Raw genomic sequence first — 16,907 nt, forward strand, 5'->3', positions numbered from 1 at the left:
TTGAAATTATAAAAAGATAAAAACATGTTTAGTAAATTTATACAAAGACCCGTTTTTGCAATTGTAATTTCAATTATGATTGTCTTTATGGGAACGCTCTCTATCTTAAAATTGCCTACTTCGCAATTTCCAGATATTGCGCCCACAACAGTTAATATTTTTATTGCTTATCCTGGAGCGAGTGCTGATGTATTAGTAAAATCAACGTTAATTACACTTGAAAACTCTATTAATGGGGTACAAGGTATGCGTTATATGGCTACAGATGCAACGAGTGCAGGTGAAGCAACCTTAAGAATTATTTTTGAACCAGGTACAGATCCTAACCAAGCAGTAATTAGGGTAAAAACTAGGGTAGACCAAGTAATGCCCTTATTACCTGAACTGGTTCAAAGAGAAGGAGTTGTTATTACGCCTATTCAACCGAGTATGTTGATGTATGTCAATTTATATGCTACTGGTAAGAATATGGATGAAAAATTCCTATACAACTATGCGAATGTGAAAATGCTCCCTGAAATTAATCGTATTAAAGGAGTAGCGAGATCTCAAATTTTAGGAAGTAGAACGTATGCGATGCGTATTTGGTTGAATCCAGACCGTATGAGAGCTTATAATGTTTCTACAGATGAAGTTATGGATGCTTTGGCAGAACAAAGTATTGTAGGACGTCCAGGTCGTATCGGTCAAAGTTCAGGTATAGAAGCGCAATCTTTGGAATATGTGTTAACTTACAAAGGTAGGTTTAGTGAGCCTGAACAATATGAAAATGTCATTATTAGAGCCAATGCAGATGGAGAAAGTATTCGTTTGAAAGATATTGGTCGCGCAGAATTAGGAAGTGAATTCTTTGATATTTATTCTAATTTGGATGGACATCCATCGGCTTCTATTGTATTAAAACAAAACTATGGAAGTAATGCCAATGACGTAATCGAACAAGTAAAAGAAAAATTAGAGGAAATGAAGGAAACTTTTCCTCCAGGTTTGGATTACAAAATTAGTTATGACGTTTCTAAATTCTTAGATGCTTCAATTGAACAAGTAATCGATACCTTACGAGATGCTTTTATATTAGTAGCACTTGTGGTTTTCATATTCTTAGGGGATTGGCGTTCGACATTGATTCCTATTTTGGCAGTACCCGTTTCCTTAATTGGAGCCTTTTTTGTGATTCAATTTTTTGGTATAACCATCAATTTGGTAACACTTTTTGCATTGGTATTAGCAATTGGTATTGTGGTAGATGATGCCATAGTCGTCGTCGAGGCTGTGCATGCAAAGTTTGAGGAATTTCCGCATATTACACCTTATTTAGCGGTTAAAAAAGTATTAGGAGAAATTAGTGGTGCAATTATAGCAATTACAGCGGTAATGGTATCGGTATTTGTACCTATTTCATTCATGTCAGGACCTGTAGGAACTTTTTATCGTCAGTTTTCAATTACAATGGCAAGTTCGATAGTTATTTCTGCGATTATTGCCTTGACTTTAACTCCTGTTTTATGTGCCATGTTGCTTAAAAATCATCATGGTAAAGAAAAGAAAAAGAATATTTTAACAAAATCTCTTGATAAGTTTAATAGTGTTTTTGACAAATTAACTGGAAAGTATGTAAGATTATTAAAATCGATTGTAAGTAGAAGATGGTTAACTTTCTTTGTGTTAATCGCATTTTGTGCTGGAACATTTTTTGTAAGTAAAATACTTCCATCTGGGTTCATTCCTAGTGAGGATCAAGGAACTATCTATGCGATTATTCAGACACCTCCAGGTTCTACCTTAGAAACTACCAATCAAGTATCGCAAAGACTTCAAAAAATTTGTGAAGACGTGGAAGGAGTGGAGTCTGTATCTTCTTTGGCAGGTTATGAAATTATGACGGAAGGTCGTGGTTCAAATGCTGGTACTTGTTTGATCAACTTAAAGCCATGGTCTGAAAGAGAGCATAAAGTAACTGAGATTATGGAAGAATTGGAAGAAAAATCGAAAGATTTAGGAGCAAAAATTGAGTTTTTTGAACCACCAGCAATTCCAGGATTTGGTTCATCAGGAGGTTTTTCTATGCGTCTTTTGGATAAAAGTACCACAGTAGATTATAAAGATTTTGATGAAATCAATAAGAAATTCATGGAGAATTTGGAAAAACGTAAAGAGTTAGCGGGTCTTTTCTCATTCTTTGCGGCAAACTATCCTCAATATGAATTAGAAATCGATAACCAATTAGCGATGCAAAAAGGTGTGTCTATTGGTAAAGCAATGGAAAACCTAGATATTTTAATTGGTAGTACCTATGAACAAGGTTTTATTCGATTTGAACGTTTCTTCAAGGTATATGTTCAATCTGATCCTAAATTCAGAAGATTACCTTCTGATATATTGAATTTATACATTAAAAACGATCATGGTGAAATGGTACCTTATTCAGCTTTTATGAAATTGAAAAAGACACAAGGACCAAATGAGATTACTCGTTTTAATATGTACAATTCTGCTGCTATTCAAGGTTTACCAGCAAAAGGATATACCACAGCTGAAGCAATTGATGCTGTTAGAGAAGTTGCCAAAGAAACTTTGCCAAAAGGTTATGATATCGCTTGGGAAGGACTTTCGTATGATGAAGCGAGTAGAGGAAATGAGTCTATTTACATCTTCTTAATTGTATTAGTATTCGTATATTTTGTGTTATCTGCACAATATGAAAGTTTTATCATTCCTTTATCGGTAGTATTTTCATTGCCAGTCGGAGTTTTTGGTACGTTCTTCTTATTAGAATTAATGGGACTTCAAAATGATATTTATGCGCAAATTGGTTTGATTATGTTAGTAGGATTACTCGGTAAAAATGCCGTGTTAATTGTAGAATTTGCAGTACAAAAACATCATGAAGGGCTTACAATATTAGAAGCAGCGATTGAAGGTGCTAAGGTGCGTTTCCGACCAATTTTAATGACGTCTTTTGCGTTTATTGCAGGATTAATTCCATTAATGGTCGCTTCTGGAGCAGGTGCTATTGGAAACAGAACCTTAGGTTCTGCTGCTTTAGGTGGAATGCTATTTGGAACCATATTTGGAGTTATAATTGTACCAGGATTGTACTTTATTTTTGGTTCATTGGCTAGCGGAAGAAAATTAATTGATGTAGAAGATGATAGTTCATTAAGTGAAGATTTTGTGCATCAATTGGATCGTTTTCCAGAAGAAGAGGAGGAAGAATAAAATGAATTTAAAAATAAAACATATGCTTCGTAAAAAGTATTATATACCTGTAACGGCTTTTATAATTATATTGAGTTTAGCAGGCTGTAAAACAGGTAATTTGGCACAAAAAGAAGCCAATACTACAGTTCCAGAAAGTTATTCCGCTAGTAAGGACACTCTTAATTCTGGAATTATGAATTGGAAAGACTATTTTGTTGATGCTCATTTAAATTCTTTGATTGAGACAGCATTACAAAATAATCAGGAACTAAATATTACATTACAAGAAATTGAAATTTCTAAAAATGAAATTAGAGCACGTAAAGGAGAATACCTTCCTTTTATTGGATTAAAAGGTGGTGCTGGCGTTGAAAAAGTGGGAAGATATACTAGTCAAGGGGCTAATGACGCGAATACAGAGATTAAACCAGGTGTAGAAACTCCTGAACCGTTACAAGATTATATGGTTGGTGCCTACGCAACTTGGGAAATTGATATTTGGAATAAATTGCACAATGCAAAAAAATCAGCTATTAGTAATTATTTAGCTACTGTAGAAGGTAAGAATTTCATGGTCACTAATTTAATTTCTGAAATAGCAAATTCGTATTATGAATTGTTGGCTCTAGATAACCAATTACTTATTGTAAAAAACAATATTGAGATTCAAGAAAATGCGCTTAAGATTGTTAAGTTACAAAAAGAATCTGCTCGTGCTACAGAATTAGCGGTAAAACGTTTTGAAGCACAAGTTTTTGATACAAAAGGGTTAGAATTTGAAATTCAGCAAAAGATAATTGAAACTGAAAATAGAATTAATTTCTTAGTAGGACGTTTTCCACAAAAAGTAGACAGAAGTACAGATACTTTTATAGAGATGGTTCCTAATGCAATTCATGCTGGAATTCCTTCACAATTGTTAGAAAATAGACCCGATGTAAAACAAGCAGAATTAGAGCTAGCAGCTGCTAAATTAGATATTAAAGTGGCTAAAGCAAGATTTTATCCTTCTTTAGGTATTTCAGCAGGTATTGGTTTAAGAGCTTTTGATTCTAAGTACTTATTTACTACTCCAGAATCTTTATTGTATTCTATTGCTGGAGATTTAGTGGCGCCTTTAATTAATAGAAATGCGATTAAAGCAACTTATAATACAGCAAATGCCAAACAAATTCAAGCAGTTTATAATTATGAAAAAACAATTTTAAATGCTTATGTTGAAGTAGCAAATCAATTGGCTAAAATTGAAAACATGAAAAATATTTATGAGTTAAAGTCAAAGCAAGTGGATGCTTTAAATCAGTCGGTAACTATTTCCAATGATTTATTCCGTTCTGCTAGAGCAGATTATATGGAAGTTCTTTTAACTCAAAGAGATGCTTTAGAATCGAAATTTGACTTGGTAGAAGCCAAAATGCAACAAATGAATGCAATGGTAAGTATCTATCATGCGCTTGGTGGCGGTTGGAAATAGATTTTATAGTTGTTAATTTTTTTTAGTAGAATGTCCCAAGCATTAAAAATGTTTGGGACTTTTTTTATAGTTCCATTTTATTTTGCTTGAGATGCAATCACATATTGTATAAACTAAGTTAAAATTATGATAATTTTTTGTAGGTGTTTTTTTAAAAGCTATTTTTGATATTCTAAACGTTATTAACTATTTGAAAATTAATTTTTTAAATTAATTTTCTTTAAAATTATGCAATTTAAAACTAAAACATATTACCCTTTATTATTTCTATATTTCCTATTTATAGTAAGTTGTAGAATAGAAGCTCAAAATGAAACTAATAATTGGCTTTTTGGAGGAAATTCTGGAATTAATTTTGATCAGGATGTAGTTTCTCCAATAAACGGAAGTATGAACACTCCTGCAGGTTGTTCTAGTATTTCCGATGAAAATGGAGATTTATTGTTTTATACTAATGGACATACTATTTGGAATAAAAATCATCTGATTATGGATAATGGTGATGATTTAGAAGGTGATTTAGAAGGAATTCAAACTTCTATAATTGTTCCAAAACCAAATGATCCCACTACCTATTATGTTTTTTATACAAGAGAGTTTAATGCTAGTACACCACGTATTTATGTAAGAGGAATTTTTTACTCAGAAGTAAAATTTTCATCTCAAAATCCACTAGGAGAAGTAGTAATTAAAAATGAAAGGATTGCAAACACTGCTACTGCAAGATTAGCCGCTCTTTACCATTATGAAAGTAATTCTTACCGATTAATAACTTTAACTAATTCCGATACTCCAATTTATGGTACGGGAGGAGTACGATTGGATGTAGCTTTTAGAGTTTTTATAATTAGTTCAAATGGAATCAATATTACTCCAGTTGTTCAATCTATTGATCAAGAGTTTGTAGATTTTGGAGCCATGAAAATATCTCCTGATGGGAAATATGTAGCCGTGGCTGATCATACACTTAAAAAAGTGTTCTTTTATGAATTTGACAATTTAGTAGTAAGTTTTAATCATTACTTTACATTACCTACAGTCCCTGCGTTTGGTCTTTTTATTAGTCCTTACAGTATTGAATTTTCAAAAGATTCAAAAAACTTTTATTATTCTGGAGGTAATTATGTAGTTCAGTTTCCTTTTACTCAAATAGGAGGGATGGAACCTGCTGAATCGTATATCATGGATTGTCCAAATGCAAAATCAATCCAATTAGCTCGAAACGGAAAAATCTATATTGCTAGTGATGATACTACTAATCAAAATCATTTTATAAGTGTTATTCATAAGCCTGAAAAAGAAGGAGTAGCGTGTCTATATGAAAATAATGCCATAAACTTAGGTACGGGAATTGCTAAAAAAGGACTTCCTATTTTTGTATCATCTTTTTTAAGAAATAGAATTATAGCTTCAGATACTACTTGTGTAAATGCAGCTTTTAATTTTAGTTTAGATGCTTATGCTCCCATTGAATCTGTACAATGGGATTTTGCTGACGGTAATTTATCAAATGACTTGGAGCCTGAACATGTTTTTTTAAATTCAGGGAGTTATAAAGTAAAAGCTACAATAACAATACAAGGTTCTGTTAGAAACCTATTTAAAACCATTGAAGTTTATCCATTGCCAGTACTTCCAATGAATACAATACTAACTCAATGTGATACGGATAATGATGGACAATCAATTTTTAATTTAGAGAACATCAAAGATTTTTTAGTTCGTTATACACCTGAGTTTCAATTTTATTTTTACAGAAGTCTTGATGATGCTACAAACGATTTGAATGGGATAGAAAATTATCAAAATTATATCAATTCATCCAATTTGGAAGAGATTTTTGTTAAGATTATAAGTGATAAAGGTTGCTCCGGAATAAGTAGTTTTTTTATTGAAAATATACAAACAGCTCCTCAAGAAATAGCTCCTATTTATGTTTGTGAAAATTCAGATAATATTGATGGAAATACTCAAGGTAAATTTGATTTAGTAAGAAAGAAGCAACAAATAGCTACGGAGCTAAATTTACCAGCCAATTATTCCATAAATTTTTACGCAAGTTTAATAGATGCACAAACTAAATTGAATGGATTAGATCGTTATTATCTTGCTGCATCTTCTACAATATGGGTTAGAATTGAAGATGATAATTTTAATTGTTTTGGGATTATAACATTTCAGGCAATTGTTAATTCAGAAATTGTTTTAAATATTGATGATGAATACATCATTTGTGAAAGCCCAACAAATGCTTTAGTTTTAGATGGAGGTGTTACCAATGATACTTGGCAATGGAAAAGTGGGAACGGTACTGTTTTATCCAATGATCGTTTTTTTGAAATAAATCAAATTGGTTTTTATATTCTAGAGGTTACTAAAGAAGAGAATGGAAAAACTTGTACACGAAGTAAAGATTTCCGTGTTTTAAGTACAGAAACACCTACTATTAAAACTGTTGAAGTTGATAATGGTCAATTAAGTGTGACAATGAATGGTTTGGGAAACTTTACCTATTCTGTAAATGGAGTTGATTTTTATGGCAATGGAACCTATCATGTATTCAATAATTTAGAACCAGATGTGTATACATTATTTATTAAAGACGATAAAGATTGTAATACCATTATAATTGAAAATATTTTAATACTCAATTATCCAGCATTTTTTACTCCAAATCAAGATGGTATAAATGATAAATGGAGAATTAAAGGTCCTTTAGAGCGACTTTATACAACTGCACAAGTTTCTATTTTTGATCGATACGGAAAAATTATCTATTCATTCGATTTGTTAGATTCTCAATCTGGTTGGGATGGGAACTATAACAATTTACCATTGCCTTCATCAGATTATTGGTATTCCCTTATTTTAATTTCTACAGAAGGAATCGCTACTCAAAAAAGAGGTCATTTTACACTAAAACGGTAATTTTTTTAACTCTTATTTATATTAAAATTATATTTTTAAATTATATTTGTATATACAAATGTTGGTTTTGAATAGACTTAATTTTATTAAAATAATTACTGGAAGTATCATCATGTCAAATATCAATTCTTTTTATAATTGGTCAAATTCCTTATTGGAAACAGATCAGAAAATGCCTGTCTTATTTATAGGTCACGGTTCGCCTATGAATGCTATTGAAGATAATGAGTTTACAAAACGTTGGCAAAAAATGGGTCAAGAAATACCTAAACCGAGAGCAGTAGTTGTGGTTTCGGCTCATTGGTTAACCAAAGGAACAGCTGTAACTGCCATGTCTCAGCCTAAAACAATTCACGATTTTGGAGGTTTTCCACAAGCTTTGTTTGATGTGCAATATCCTGCACCAGGTGATCCAAATTTAGCTACTGAGATTCAAAAATTAGTTACGAATCCATCCTTAGTTTTAGATCATGAATGGGGTTTAGATCATGGAACTTGGTCCGTGGTAAAGCATATGTATCCCAATGCTGATATTCCGGTGTTACAACTCAGTATCGATTATCATAAACCCGCAAAATATCATTATGAATTGGCAAAACAATTATTGTCTTTACGAAAAAAAGGGGTGTTAATTATTGGTAGTGGTAATATGGTTCACAACTTGAGAATGGTAGCTTGGAACAAATTAAGCGAACCAGAATTCGGTTATGATTGGGCTTTGGAAATGAATGCCATTTTTAAGGAAAAAATTAGTACTAGAAATCATTCCGACTTAATTGTCTATGAAAAACTCAATAAAGCCGCTAGTTTAGCTATTCCAACACCAGATCATTATTATCCATTATTGTATATTTTAGCTTTACAAACCGATACTGATGAAGTTGAATTTTTTAATGATAAAGCAGTAGGTGGTTCTTTAACCATGACATCGGTAAAAATTGGTTAAATAAACTAGTATTTATTATTGTTGCGTACCAATGGCCCAATAATTTCCTGCAAAATCATAAAAGGAACCTCTCAAATCTGAATCTCCTTCTTTACGAATAGGTGCTTCAATGCTTTGACAACCTTGAGCTATTGCTTTTTGATAGGTGTCTATAGTATTTGGAACATACACATGTAACATAGTGGTATGTGCTTTATAAGTTTCTGTACTGTTACTAATCATGAGCACACTATCTTCTATTTGTAATTCAATATGAGCGATAGTACCATTTTCATGATCAAAACGTCTTAAAGTGGTAGCGTTAAATACAATTTTTAGCAAATCCACTAATTTTTGAGCCTCATCTACAATTAAATAAGGGGATAAAGAATTGTAATTTTCAGGTTTATAAGTTTTCATATGATACTATTTTCTTATAAAAATACGATTTTATTCTTCATCTTCAATAGTAAATGGATAATCACCAAATAAACTCGATAAGCGTTTGATTTGGTATACTTTACTGGTATATTTATTCGATAAAGCTATCATGGTAACCGTATCTTTTTTCAAGGTGATATAAGACGTTTTATTTCCATGCCACCACCCGTTATGATAAAACATAGTGGTACCATCTTCCCATTCCCTTAATCGAATGCCTAAACCGTAATTATTAACACCTTTTCTTTCGTAACTATAGCCTTTGTAAGCCTTTGATTTGATTTCTTTACTTAAAAAATCATCAGAATAAGTGGCCAAATCGAGCTTTAAAATGTCTCTTGGAGTAGAATAAATATTTTTATCTCCATAAACACCATCTTGAAAGTTACACGGAATTTCTTCCCAAGTACTTTTATAATTTTTACCAACATTATCTTTTTGCTTTTCAATTTCAAATACAAAAGTATCTTTCATTTGTAACGGTTCAAATAATAAGGTTCTCATCGCTTCAGGAAATGGAAGTTGGGTTACTTTTTCCACAATTAAAGCCAAAAGCGCATAGTTGGTATTATTATAACTAAATTTAGTATTTGGGATAAAATCCAAAGCTACTTTTTTAGAAGAAATTATATTTAGTATATCCTTGTTTGTTAACGTTTTAGATTTGTCCCAAATGGTATCATTATCTGTAAAATAAAGATAATTGGGCAAACCACTTCGATGGGTTAATAAAGAAGTTACGGTAATATCTTTATAAGGAAATTTAGGATAAAAACTGGTTAAAGTGGTTTCTAAAGTTAATTTTTTAGCATCAACTAATCGCAAAATAAGGGTTGCGGTCATTACTTTGCTTATAGAAGCCAAATGAATTGAAGAAGATGCTGTTATTTTTTCTTTTGTACTGTAATTGGAATAACCTGAATATTTTTCAAATAAAATTTGACCATTTTTAGCTACTAAAAAGGAACCACTAAAATCATCAATAGCAATGTTTTCCTCGTAAAAATTGGAAATAGCCTTTTTTTTATTTTTGATGTAGGAAGCATCTAAAGGATTAAATTGAGGTAAAACAAGGGAATCTTTTTTAATTTCTCTTTTTTCGGAAATAGGAGGTGTAATTTCTTTTTTACAAGATAAAATGGGAAGTGTTAACAGAAATAAAAAGAGTCTATAATTCATTCTTAGTAGGTATAATTTTAATATTTGGATTTGATTTTTGTAGGATTTCTAAAAATTCAACTTGATTTTCAGGTGAAATATAAATTTCGTCATAAGTATTATAACTTATAATTAGTCCTTCATGACTTAACGCTAATTTTAACATTACAGGTACCAAAACACCTTTATGATGACTAATTTTTTGAATGGAAGCTATTGCAATCTTTTTTTGAAATGGACCAGACTTACAATATAAATGCGTTTTATCGATACTATATTCAGTGTCAAATAGAATCCAAGCCAAGAAGAATAAGGCTGCTAAATTAATAGAAACTACTACTATAAAAGAAGTTAAATCATTACAATAGAAGATAGGAATAGTTGCTAAGATGAGTATAAAAAAAACAAAACCAAAAATGATTTTATTGGCGGTACTAATGCATGATTTGTAAATCATTTTATAAACCTAAATTCTTTTTAGTCTTTTTATCAATTCCATCCTTATGAAGTAATACTGAAATGGCTTTTAATTTTAGGTACGCTTGACTCATATAAACAAAACCTCCATTTTTAACTTTCTTTTCATCAGTTCCCCAAGAATTTTTAACTTTATAATACAAAGTACCATTTTGATCTTTCATAATTCCAACAATATGCATTAAATGATCATCGGTAGTATTGTAGTTTTCAAATTCTTCTTGGCGAAATTGAGGGGTTATTTTCTTTTCAGTAACGAGTTCTTTAAGTCCTTTTTCTTTATCTTCTGTTTTTTCAGGTACAAAGGCAATTCCATTTTTTGCAGAAAATGTGCTTTCTGAAACATCACAATCTAAGGCTAAAGTATATCCTTTTTCTAAAGCATAATTTATAGCTGCAATCCATTCGTCTAAAGGTAAATTATACATGCTACCATTAGAAAAATTGTCGGGAATATTTAAAATAAAGGATGTGTAATAAGGTTGGTGTGTAAATGAAGTTAAAGTAACATAATTGGAAGGTTCTATTTTAGTCATTTCCATAAAACTCTTAGGCGTATATGTTTGTCCTTCATAAGTAAAAGAGTTTGGAATTTCACCTAAATAAACATCTAAAACTGCATCAATAGCACTTTTCCAGTGATTCGAAAGCTGTTTTCCGGGATTAGATACATAAGTGTTTACCATTCCTTCCAATACAGCTACTAATTCTGCATGATTGTGTATTTTTTCTTCTTCAGATAAACCACTATATACAGCTACGGGTACTAATCCATTTGAGGCAACACTTTTTATGACATCATGGCTTAAGCCTCCTTCACTAAATTGAGCTTTACCTTGTCTCATTATAAAGTTTTCCGCTTTTTTAGGATAGGTAGTTCGTACCTGATACATTTCAGATAAGTCAATTTTCTTTCCAGTTAAACGAATAATCTCAGATTCCAAAAATGAAGAGGTAGAAAAACTCCAACAAGTTCCTGTTTTATCTTGAGAGATTACAGGCAAGCAATCAATACTGATAACCTCTTGAAATTCATGGTTTTGAGCGTGAACGGTTAAGGCCCCTATACTTAAAAGGATTCCTAAGTATAATTTTTTCATGATAGTATTTGTTTTGTTAGTGCAATATAATGCAAAAAATGAATTATTTTTACCTGAAATTAGATAAAATTGAAAGGAAAAATAAACTTCTACTTGGTTTTTATAAAATAACAAATACAATAAATTATTAGAAATGAGTACTATAAACTGGAAAACAGCTTTAGAATTTGAAGATATTACGTATAAAAAATGTGATGGAGTAGCTCGTATCGCCTTCAATAGACCTGATGTACGTAATGCTTTTCGCCCCAAAACAACGAAAGAACTAATTCAAGCCTTTTATGATGCACAAGAAGATACTTCTATTGGGGTGGTTTTACTTTCTGCTGAAGGTCCTAGTTCTAAAGATGGTATTTGGTCCTTTTGTAGTGGTGGAGATCAAAAAGCACGCGGTCATCAAGGGTATGTTGGTGAAGATGGATATCATCGTTTGAATATTTTAGAAGTACAACGAATGATTCGCTTTATGCCAAAGGCTGTTATTTGTGTGGTTCCTGGTTGGGCTGTAGGTGGAGGTCATTCCTTGCATGTAGTCTGCGATTTAACTTTAGCCAGTAAAGAACACGCTATTTTTAAACAAACGGATGCTGATGTAACCAGTTTTGATGGCGGTTATGGCTCTGCTTATTTAGCTAAAATGGTAGGTCAAAAGAAAGCAAGAGAAATTTTCTTTTTAGGAAGAAATTATTCAGCACAAGAGGCTTTTGAAATGGGAATGGTAAATGCAGTTGTTCCACATGCTGAATTAGAAGATACGGCCTATGAATGGGCACAAGAAATATTAGCAAAATCACCAACATCTATAAAAATGCTAAAATTTGCCATGAATTTAACGGATGATGGTATGGTGGGCCAACAAGTATTTGCCGGTGAAGCGACTCGTTTAGCCTATATGACTGATGAAGCAAAAGAAGGTAGAGATGCTTTCTTAGAAAAACGTAAACCAAATTTTGAAAAGAAATATTTGCCATAAAAAGGGACTATTTTAAAACACTTTTGAGAATTTTAGAAAGGAATGTTACTTTAAATTACTATGGAAGATTTTACAAATAAAACACTAAATATTTCCGCTTTACCTAAATTTGAAGAAACCCAATTGCAACCTTTAGAAAAAAAGTACTTTTTTGTAATGGTATTGCAAAGAAGTTTATTTTACATGATGTTATTAGGAGTGTTGTTGGTTATTTATTTTATGAATTCTAAAGACTCATTTTTAGAGGATAAATTGATGTATTTTTTAGGGATTTGGAGTTTTTTAGTTTTATTTGGGATTCTCTATTTAAGAATAAGTTTTACCAAAAAAGGTTTTGCATTACGCGAACATGATGTAATTTTTAAATCGGGTGTTGTAAGCGAAACTACAGTTATAGTAACCAATAATAGAGTGCAACATGTAGCTTTGCATCAAGGATTGCTCTCTAGGTATTTCGGATTGGCCTCTATAGAATTATTTACCGCAGGAGGAAGTTCTAGTGATTTAAAAATTAATGGTTTGTTATTGGAAGATGCTAAAAAAATAAAAGAAAGTGTTTCAGAAAAAATTATTGAAATAACTGAAGAATTCAAAGAAGAAGCTCCAACTTACGATTCTTTAACAAATGAAGCATTACAATTAGAAGGTGATAATAAAGAGGATAATGAAACAAAGGAATTTTGATTTTTCTAAGCCTCAACGGCAATCTTTAATAGGAGTTGTAGTCTTGTTTGTAAATACACTACAAAAATCAGTTCGAGCTTTATGGCCAATTATTTTGGTTTATTTGTTTCGAAATAAGACAACAACCAGTTTGTTAGAAATCTATTCAGGAATTTTTGGAATTGTTTTTTGTATTGTCCTTATTGCTTTTTTGCGCTATTGGTTTTTTCAATTTTATATTGATTATTCCCAAAACGAATTTGTTATCGAAAGTGGAATTTTTAATAAGACAAAAACTACTATTCCTTTCCATAAAATACAAAAAGTCACTATCGATCAAAGTTTAATCCAAAGAATTTTTAAGGTTTATAAATTAGAGTTAGATACTGCAGGTAGTGATAAAAAAGAAGCTTCAATAAAAGCAATTTCTGAGGAAATGGCTTTGGAATTAAAAAGTAGTTTAGTTCAAAATGATCCTAAGAAAACTTTTGTAGAAGAGAATCAATACCAAGAAGTTGGTTCACCTAAATCACTTATTTCAATTTCAATTGCAAGTTTGTTAAAAATTGGTATAACAGCCAATTATCTCGCTAGTTTTGCGTATCTTATTTTAGTTTTTTCAACTATTTCTGAAAATTTAAAACAAATAGGTAGAGAAGATGTAATAGAAAACAATATGAGCCAATTGGAAAAACTACCCATCTCAAGTTTGTTTTTTGGCTTTTTGTTTTTCATCATAACAGCTGTGTTAGTTATAAATTTAGTACTTACTTTAGTAAAATATTTTAATTTCAATATTCGAAAGGATGGAAAATCATTTGTACTAAATTATGGTTTGCTAAATGTCAAAAATACCATAATAAGCCCTGAAAAAGTGCAAATTGTAAAATGGACGCAAAACTTTTTTCAAAAGAAATTAAATGTCAATACGATTGAGATTTTTCAAGCTTCTAGTGAAATGAAAAGAGCTAGTGCTAAAGATAAAACTAAAATTCCAGGTTGTAATTTAAATGAAAAAGAAAAAATTATTGCTTTGTTATTAGATAAAATACCTTCTTTTGATAAGGTTTTGTATCCCAATATCAGAAAATTAATTGTTGGAATATTCTTTTTTGTCTTATTACCTGTTGTATTAGGCTTTGTAATCAATGGAATAGTGCAACGATTTTCTCTAAGCACAATGATTGTTATCCTCCTTTTGTATGTTTTTTTTATGGGAGTTATTTTGCTTTTTTCTTATAAAAATTATCGATTATTTGTAAGTGATGACTTTATTATGAAACAAAGCGGTGCTTGGGATATTGATCGCGAAATTATTGAACCCTATAAAATTCAAGCCGTAAAGACACATCAATTTTTTTGGCAAAAATGGACCGATATTGGTTCTGTAGTTTTATATACTGCTGGTGGAAGAATTTCTTTTTCTACAACAAATTATACCGCCATAAAAAAAGAAGTGAATGTTTGGTTGTATCAAGTAGAAACTTCAAAACGAAACTGGATGTAATTCAAACTATAATATGATACTAATAGCAAAATATAGCATTTTTATTTTCGCTTTGTTTTTAATTTACGCAGCGTATTTAATGTTTTTTAAGCCTTATAAAACAAAAGAAATAATTGCAAAAGCAGGAAGTACTTATCTCATTAATTATGGAGAACTAGGCATACGATTCCTCATAGGAATTGCCTTTGTTTGGGCTTCTGAAATTAGTAAGTATTCGTTTTCTTTTAAAATTATCGGCTATTTTTTAATGGCATCCGCTTTAGTATTGATGGCTTTACCCATTCAAAAACACAATCAATTTTCTAAAAAAGCAGCAGCAAGTTTACAGCCTAATCATTTAAAAGTATGTGCTTTGTTTTCTGTTTTATTTGGAATAGTATTATTAACAGCTTTTTAAAAACTAATTTAAACATGAAACATTGGATTCAGGCAGCTAGATTAAGAACATTACCTTTATCGTTATCCGGAATTATTGTTGGTAGTGCGTATGCTTATTATCAAGGTTTTGCTAATTACACAATTCTGACACTTGCATTCTTTACAACATTAGGATTACAAATTTTATCCAACTATGCCAATGATTATGGAGATGGTGTAAAAGGGACAGATGTAAATAGGATAGGAGAAAAGCGTATGGTAGCTGCTGGTGTTATTTCAGCCAAGCAAATGAAGAGAGGAGTTATAAGTTTGGCTATATTGACATTATTTTTAGCTGTATCTTTAATTTATGTTGCTTTTGGAAAAGAGAATTTTGCTTTAAGTATGATTTTTATTCTTTTAGGAATTAGTGCAATTGTAGCAGCTATAAAATATACAGTAGGAAGTAATGCTTATGGATATAATGGGTTAGGAGATCTATTTGTTTTTATCTTTTTTGGTTTTGTTTCTGTTCTTGGATCTAATTTTTTGTTTACCAAAATGATAGATTGGAAATTGTTTTTGCCAGCAACTTCTATTGGTTTGTTAAGTGTAGCCGTATTGAATTTAAACAATATGCGGGATATTGAAAACGATAGAAAAGCGGGAAAAATTACCTTGGTGGTTAAAATGGGATTGGCTAACGCCAAAAAATATCATAATGCTTTATTGGTAATTGCTTCCATCAGTTTTATGATTTTTAATTTACTAACGAAAACTTCTTTAATTCCGATTCTATTGGTTAATATTTCAATTATTATGCATATTAATAAAGTAAATAAAGCAAAATCTTATGAAGACTTCGATCCCGAATTAAAAAAAGTAGCTTTAAGTACATTTGCATTAAGTGTATTATTTTGGTTAACTTTAGTTTTTTTAAAATAGTTTGTAAACAACTCAATCTAAAATAACATGAAAATAACATTTTACGGGCATGCTTGCCTAGGAATAGAAGTCGGTGAGGTTTCTATTCTCGTAGATCCTTTTATTACAGGTAATCCTAAAGCTTCACATATTAATATTGATACGCTGAAAGCTGATTTTATTTTACTAACACATGCGCATCAAGATCATGTTTTGGATGTTGAAGCTATTGCGAAACGTACCGATGCAGTTATTGTTTCTAATTTTGAAATTGCCTCTTACTATGGGAATAAAGGCTTTTCGTATCATCCCATGAATCATGGAGGTAGTTGGGATTTTGAATTTGGCACCGTTAAGTACGTAAATGCTTTGCATACATCTTCTTTTCCAGATGGAACTTATGGCGGACAACCAGGGGGATTTGTAATAGAAGGCGAAAGAAAGAATATTTACATTGCAGGTGATACTGCTTTAACAATGGATATGAAATTAATCCCGATGCGTACACAGTTGGATTTAGCCATTCTTCCTATAGGAAGTAACTTCACGATGGATGTTGAAGATGCTATTATTGCTTCCGATTTTGTACAATGTGATAAAATTTTAGGATATCATTTTGATACTTTTGGGTATATTGAAATCAATCATGATGATGCAAAGCGCAAGTTTTTCGATAAAAATAAAGATTTGATGCTGTTAGAAATAGGAGAGTCTATTGAACTTTAAAAAACAATGTCAATATCAATGTCAATATCAATGTCAATATCAATATCAACGTC

The 16,907-nt window shown here is 31.1% G+C and carries 14 protein-coding genes; 10 read left to right on the plus strand and 4 right to left on the minus strand.

The window, feature by feature from the left end:
• Nucleotides 1-24 precede the first annotated feature (24 nt).
• The 4 genes from FHG05_RS12240 to ygiD all read left to right on the plus strand — a co-directional run bounded on the left by FHG05_RS12240 (nucleotide 25) and on the right by ygiD (nucleotide 8,549).
• Nucleotides 25-3,219, plus strand: a complete 3,195-nt coding sequence (locus tag FHG05_RS12240; RefSeq protein ID WP_140998315.1) for an efflux RND transporter permease subunit — start codon at nucleotides 25-27, stop codon at nucleotides 3,217-3,219.
• A 22-nt stretch (nucleotides 3,220-3,241) separates the two neighbouring features.
• A complete protein-coding gene (locus FHG05_RS12245) occupies nucleotides 3,242-4,675 on the plus strand; it encodes a TolC family protein (protein WP_140998316.1) in 1,434 nt (477 codons plus the stop codon).
• A gap of 228 nt (nucleotides 4,676-4,903) precedes the next feature.
• On the plus strand, nucleotides 4,904-7,603 hold the full coding sequence (locus tag FHG05_RS12250) for a T9SS type B sorting domain-containing protein (protein WP_140998317.1): 2,700 nt from the start codon (nucleotides 4,904-4,906) through the stop codon (nucleotides 7,601-7,603).
• A gap of 112 nt (nucleotides 7,604-7,715) precedes the next feature.
• A complete protein-coding gene (ygiD, locus tag FHG05_RS12255) occupies nucleotides 7,716-8,549 on the plus strand; it encodes a 4,5-DOPA-extradiol-dioxygenase (RefSeq protein ID WP_140998407.1) in 834 nt (277 codons plus the stop codon).
• A 15-nt stretch (nucleotides 8,550-8,564) separates the two neighbouring features.
• Here the strand turns inward: ygiD and FHG05_RS12260 are convergent, their stop codons facing one another.
• From FHG05_RS12260 to FHG05_RS12275, 4 genes are read right to left on the minus strand one after another with little or no spacing between them, the layout of a single operon-like run.
• Nucleotides 8,565-8,948 (minus strand): VOC family protein, encoded by a 384-nt coding sequence (locus tag FHG05_RS12260; RefSeq protein ID WP_140998318.1) that lies wholly within the window; start codon nucleotides 8,946-8,948, stop codon nucleotides 8,565-8,567.
• Between the two features lie 30 nt (nucleotides 8,949-8,978).
• Complete coding sequence (locus tag FHG05_RS12265; RefSeq protein WP_140998319.1) at nucleotides 8,979-10,148, minus strand: serine hydrolase domain-containing protein; 1,170 nt, start codon at nucleotides 10,146-10,148, stop codon at nucleotides 8,979-8,981.
• Complete coding sequence (locus FHG05_RS12270) at nucleotides 10,138-10,584, minus strand: PH domain-containing protein (RefSeq protein ID WP_140998320.1); 447 nt, start codon at nucleotides 10,582-10,584, stop codon at nucleotides 10,138-10,140. Before FHG05_RS12270 ends, FHG05_RS12265 begins: the two co-directional genes overlap by 11 nt.
• A 1-nt stretch (nucleotide 10,585) precedes the next feature.
• Entirely contained in the window at nucleotides 10,586-11,704 is a 1,119-nt protein-coding gene (locus FHG05_RS12275) for a C1 family peptidase (protein ID WP_140998321.1), read from the minus strand.
• A gap of 133 nt (nucleotides 11,705-11,837) precedes the next feature.
• Here FHG05_RS12275 and FHG05_RS12280 point away from each other — a divergent pair, with 133 nt between their 5' ends.
• From FHG05_RS12280 to FHG05_RS12305, 6 genes are read left to right on the plus strand one after another with little or no spacing between them, the layout of a single operon-like run.
• Nucleotides 11,838-12,677, plus strand: coding sequence for a 1,4-dihydroxy-2-naphthoyl-CoA synthase (locus tag FHG05_RS12280; RefSeq protein ID WP_140998322.1), 840 nt, complete (start codon nucleotides 11,838-11,840; stop codon nucleotides 12,675-12,677).
• Nucleotides 12,678-12,737: 60 nt separating this feature from the next.
• Entirely contained in the window at nucleotides 12,738-13,361 is a 624-nt protein-coding gene (locus FHG05_RS12285; RefSeq protein WP_140998323.1) for a PH domain-containing protein, read from the plus strand.
• On the plus strand, nucleotides 13,342-14,847 hold the full coding sequence (locus FHG05_RS12290; RefSeq protein WP_140998324.1) for a PH domain-containing protein: 1,506 nt from the start codon (nucleotides 13,342-13,344) through the stop codon (nucleotides 14,845-14,847). Before FHG05_RS12285 ends, FHG05_RS12290 begins: the two co-directional genes overlap by 20 nt.
• Nucleotides 14,848-14,860: 13 nt before the next feature.
• Nucleotides 14,861-15,244: a hypothetical protein gene (locus tag FHG05_RS12295; protein ID WP_140998325.1), complete on the plus strand. Its 384-nt coding sequence runs from the start codon at nucleotides 14,861-14,863 to the stop codon at nucleotides 15,242-15,244.
• A gap of 14 nt (nucleotides 15,245-15,258) precedes the next feature.
• Nucleotides 15,259-16,149 (plus strand): 1,4-dihydroxy-2-naphthoate octaprenyltransferase, encoded by an 891-nt coding sequence (gene menA / locus FHG05_RS12300; protein ID WP_140998326.1) that lies wholly within the window; start codon nucleotides 15,259-15,261, stop codon nucleotides 16,147-16,149.
• A 27-nt stretch (nucleotides 16,150-16,176) separates the two neighbouring features.
• A complete protein-coding gene (locus FHG05_RS12305) occupies nucleotides 16,177-16,854 on the plus strand; it encodes a metal-dependent hydrolase (protein WP_140998327.1) in 678 nt (225 codons plus the stop codon).
• Nucleotides 16,855-16,907 lie beyond the last annotated feature (53 nt).

The organism is Flavobacterium profundi, from assembly GCF_006491645.1.
Taxonomy (GTDB): domain Bacteria; phylum Bacteroidota; class Bacteroidia; order Flavobacteriales; family Flavobacteriaceae; genus Flavobacterium; species Flavobacterium profundi.

Excerpts from the sequence above, each read along its gene's own strand:
- FHG05_RS12285 (WP_140998323.1), top strand. The coding sequence starts at position 12,738 with ATGGAAGATTTTACAAATAAAACACTAAATATTTCCGCTTTACCTAAA.
- FHG05_RS12245 (WP_140998316.1), top strand. The coding sequence starts at position 3,242 with ATGCTTCGTAAAAAGTATTATATACCTGTAACGGCTTTTATAATTATA.
- ygiD (WP_140998407.1), top strand. The coding sequence starts at position 7,716 with ATGTCAAATATCAATTCTTTTTATAATTGGTCAAATTCCTTATTGGAA.
- FHG05_RS12265 (WP_140998319.1), bottom strand. The coding sequence starts at position 10,148 with ATGAATTATAGACTCTTTTTATTTCTGTTAACACTTCCCATTTTATCT.
- FHG05_RS12295 (WP_140998325.1), top strand. The coding sequence starts at position 14,861 with ATGATACTAATAGCAAAATATAGCATTTTTATTTTCGCTTTGTTTTTA.
- FHG05_RS12280 (WP_140998322.1), top strand. The coding sequence starts at position 11,838 with ATGAGTACTATAAACTGGAAAACAGCTTTAGAATTTGAAGATATTACG.
- FHG05_RS12275 (WP_140998321.1), bottom strand. The coding sequence starts at position 11,704 with ATGAAAAAATTATACTTAGGAATCCTTTTAAGTATAGGGGCCTTAACC.
- FHG05_RS12290 (WP_140998324.1), top strand. The coding sequence starts at position 13,342 with ATGAAACAAAGGAATTTTGATTTTTCTAAGCCTCAACGGCAATCTTTA.
- FHG05_RS12260 (WP_140998318.1), bottom strand. The coding sequence starts at position 8,948 with ATGAAAACTTATAAACCTGAAAATTACAATTCTTTATCCCCTTATTTA.
- FHG05_RS12305 (WP_140998327.1), top strand. The coding sequence starts at position 16,177 with ATGAAAATAACATTTTACGGGCATGCTTGCCTAGGAATAGAAGTCGGT.
- FHG05_RS12240 (WP_140998315.1), top strand. The coding sequence starts at position 25 with ATGTTTAGTAAATTTATACAAAGACCCGTTTTTGCAATTGTAATTTCA.
- FHG05_RS12250 (WP_140998317.1), top strand. The coding sequence starts at position 4,904 with ATGCAATTTAAAACTAAAACATATTACCCTTTATTATTTCTATATTTC.
- FHG05_RS12270 (WP_140998320.1), bottom strand. The coding sequence starts at position 10,584 with ATGATTTACAAATCATGCATTAGTACCGCCAATAAAATCATTTTTGGT.
- menA (WP_140998326.1), top strand. The coding sequence starts at position 15,259 with ATGAAACATTGGATTCAGGCAGCTAGATTAAGAACATTACCTTTATCG.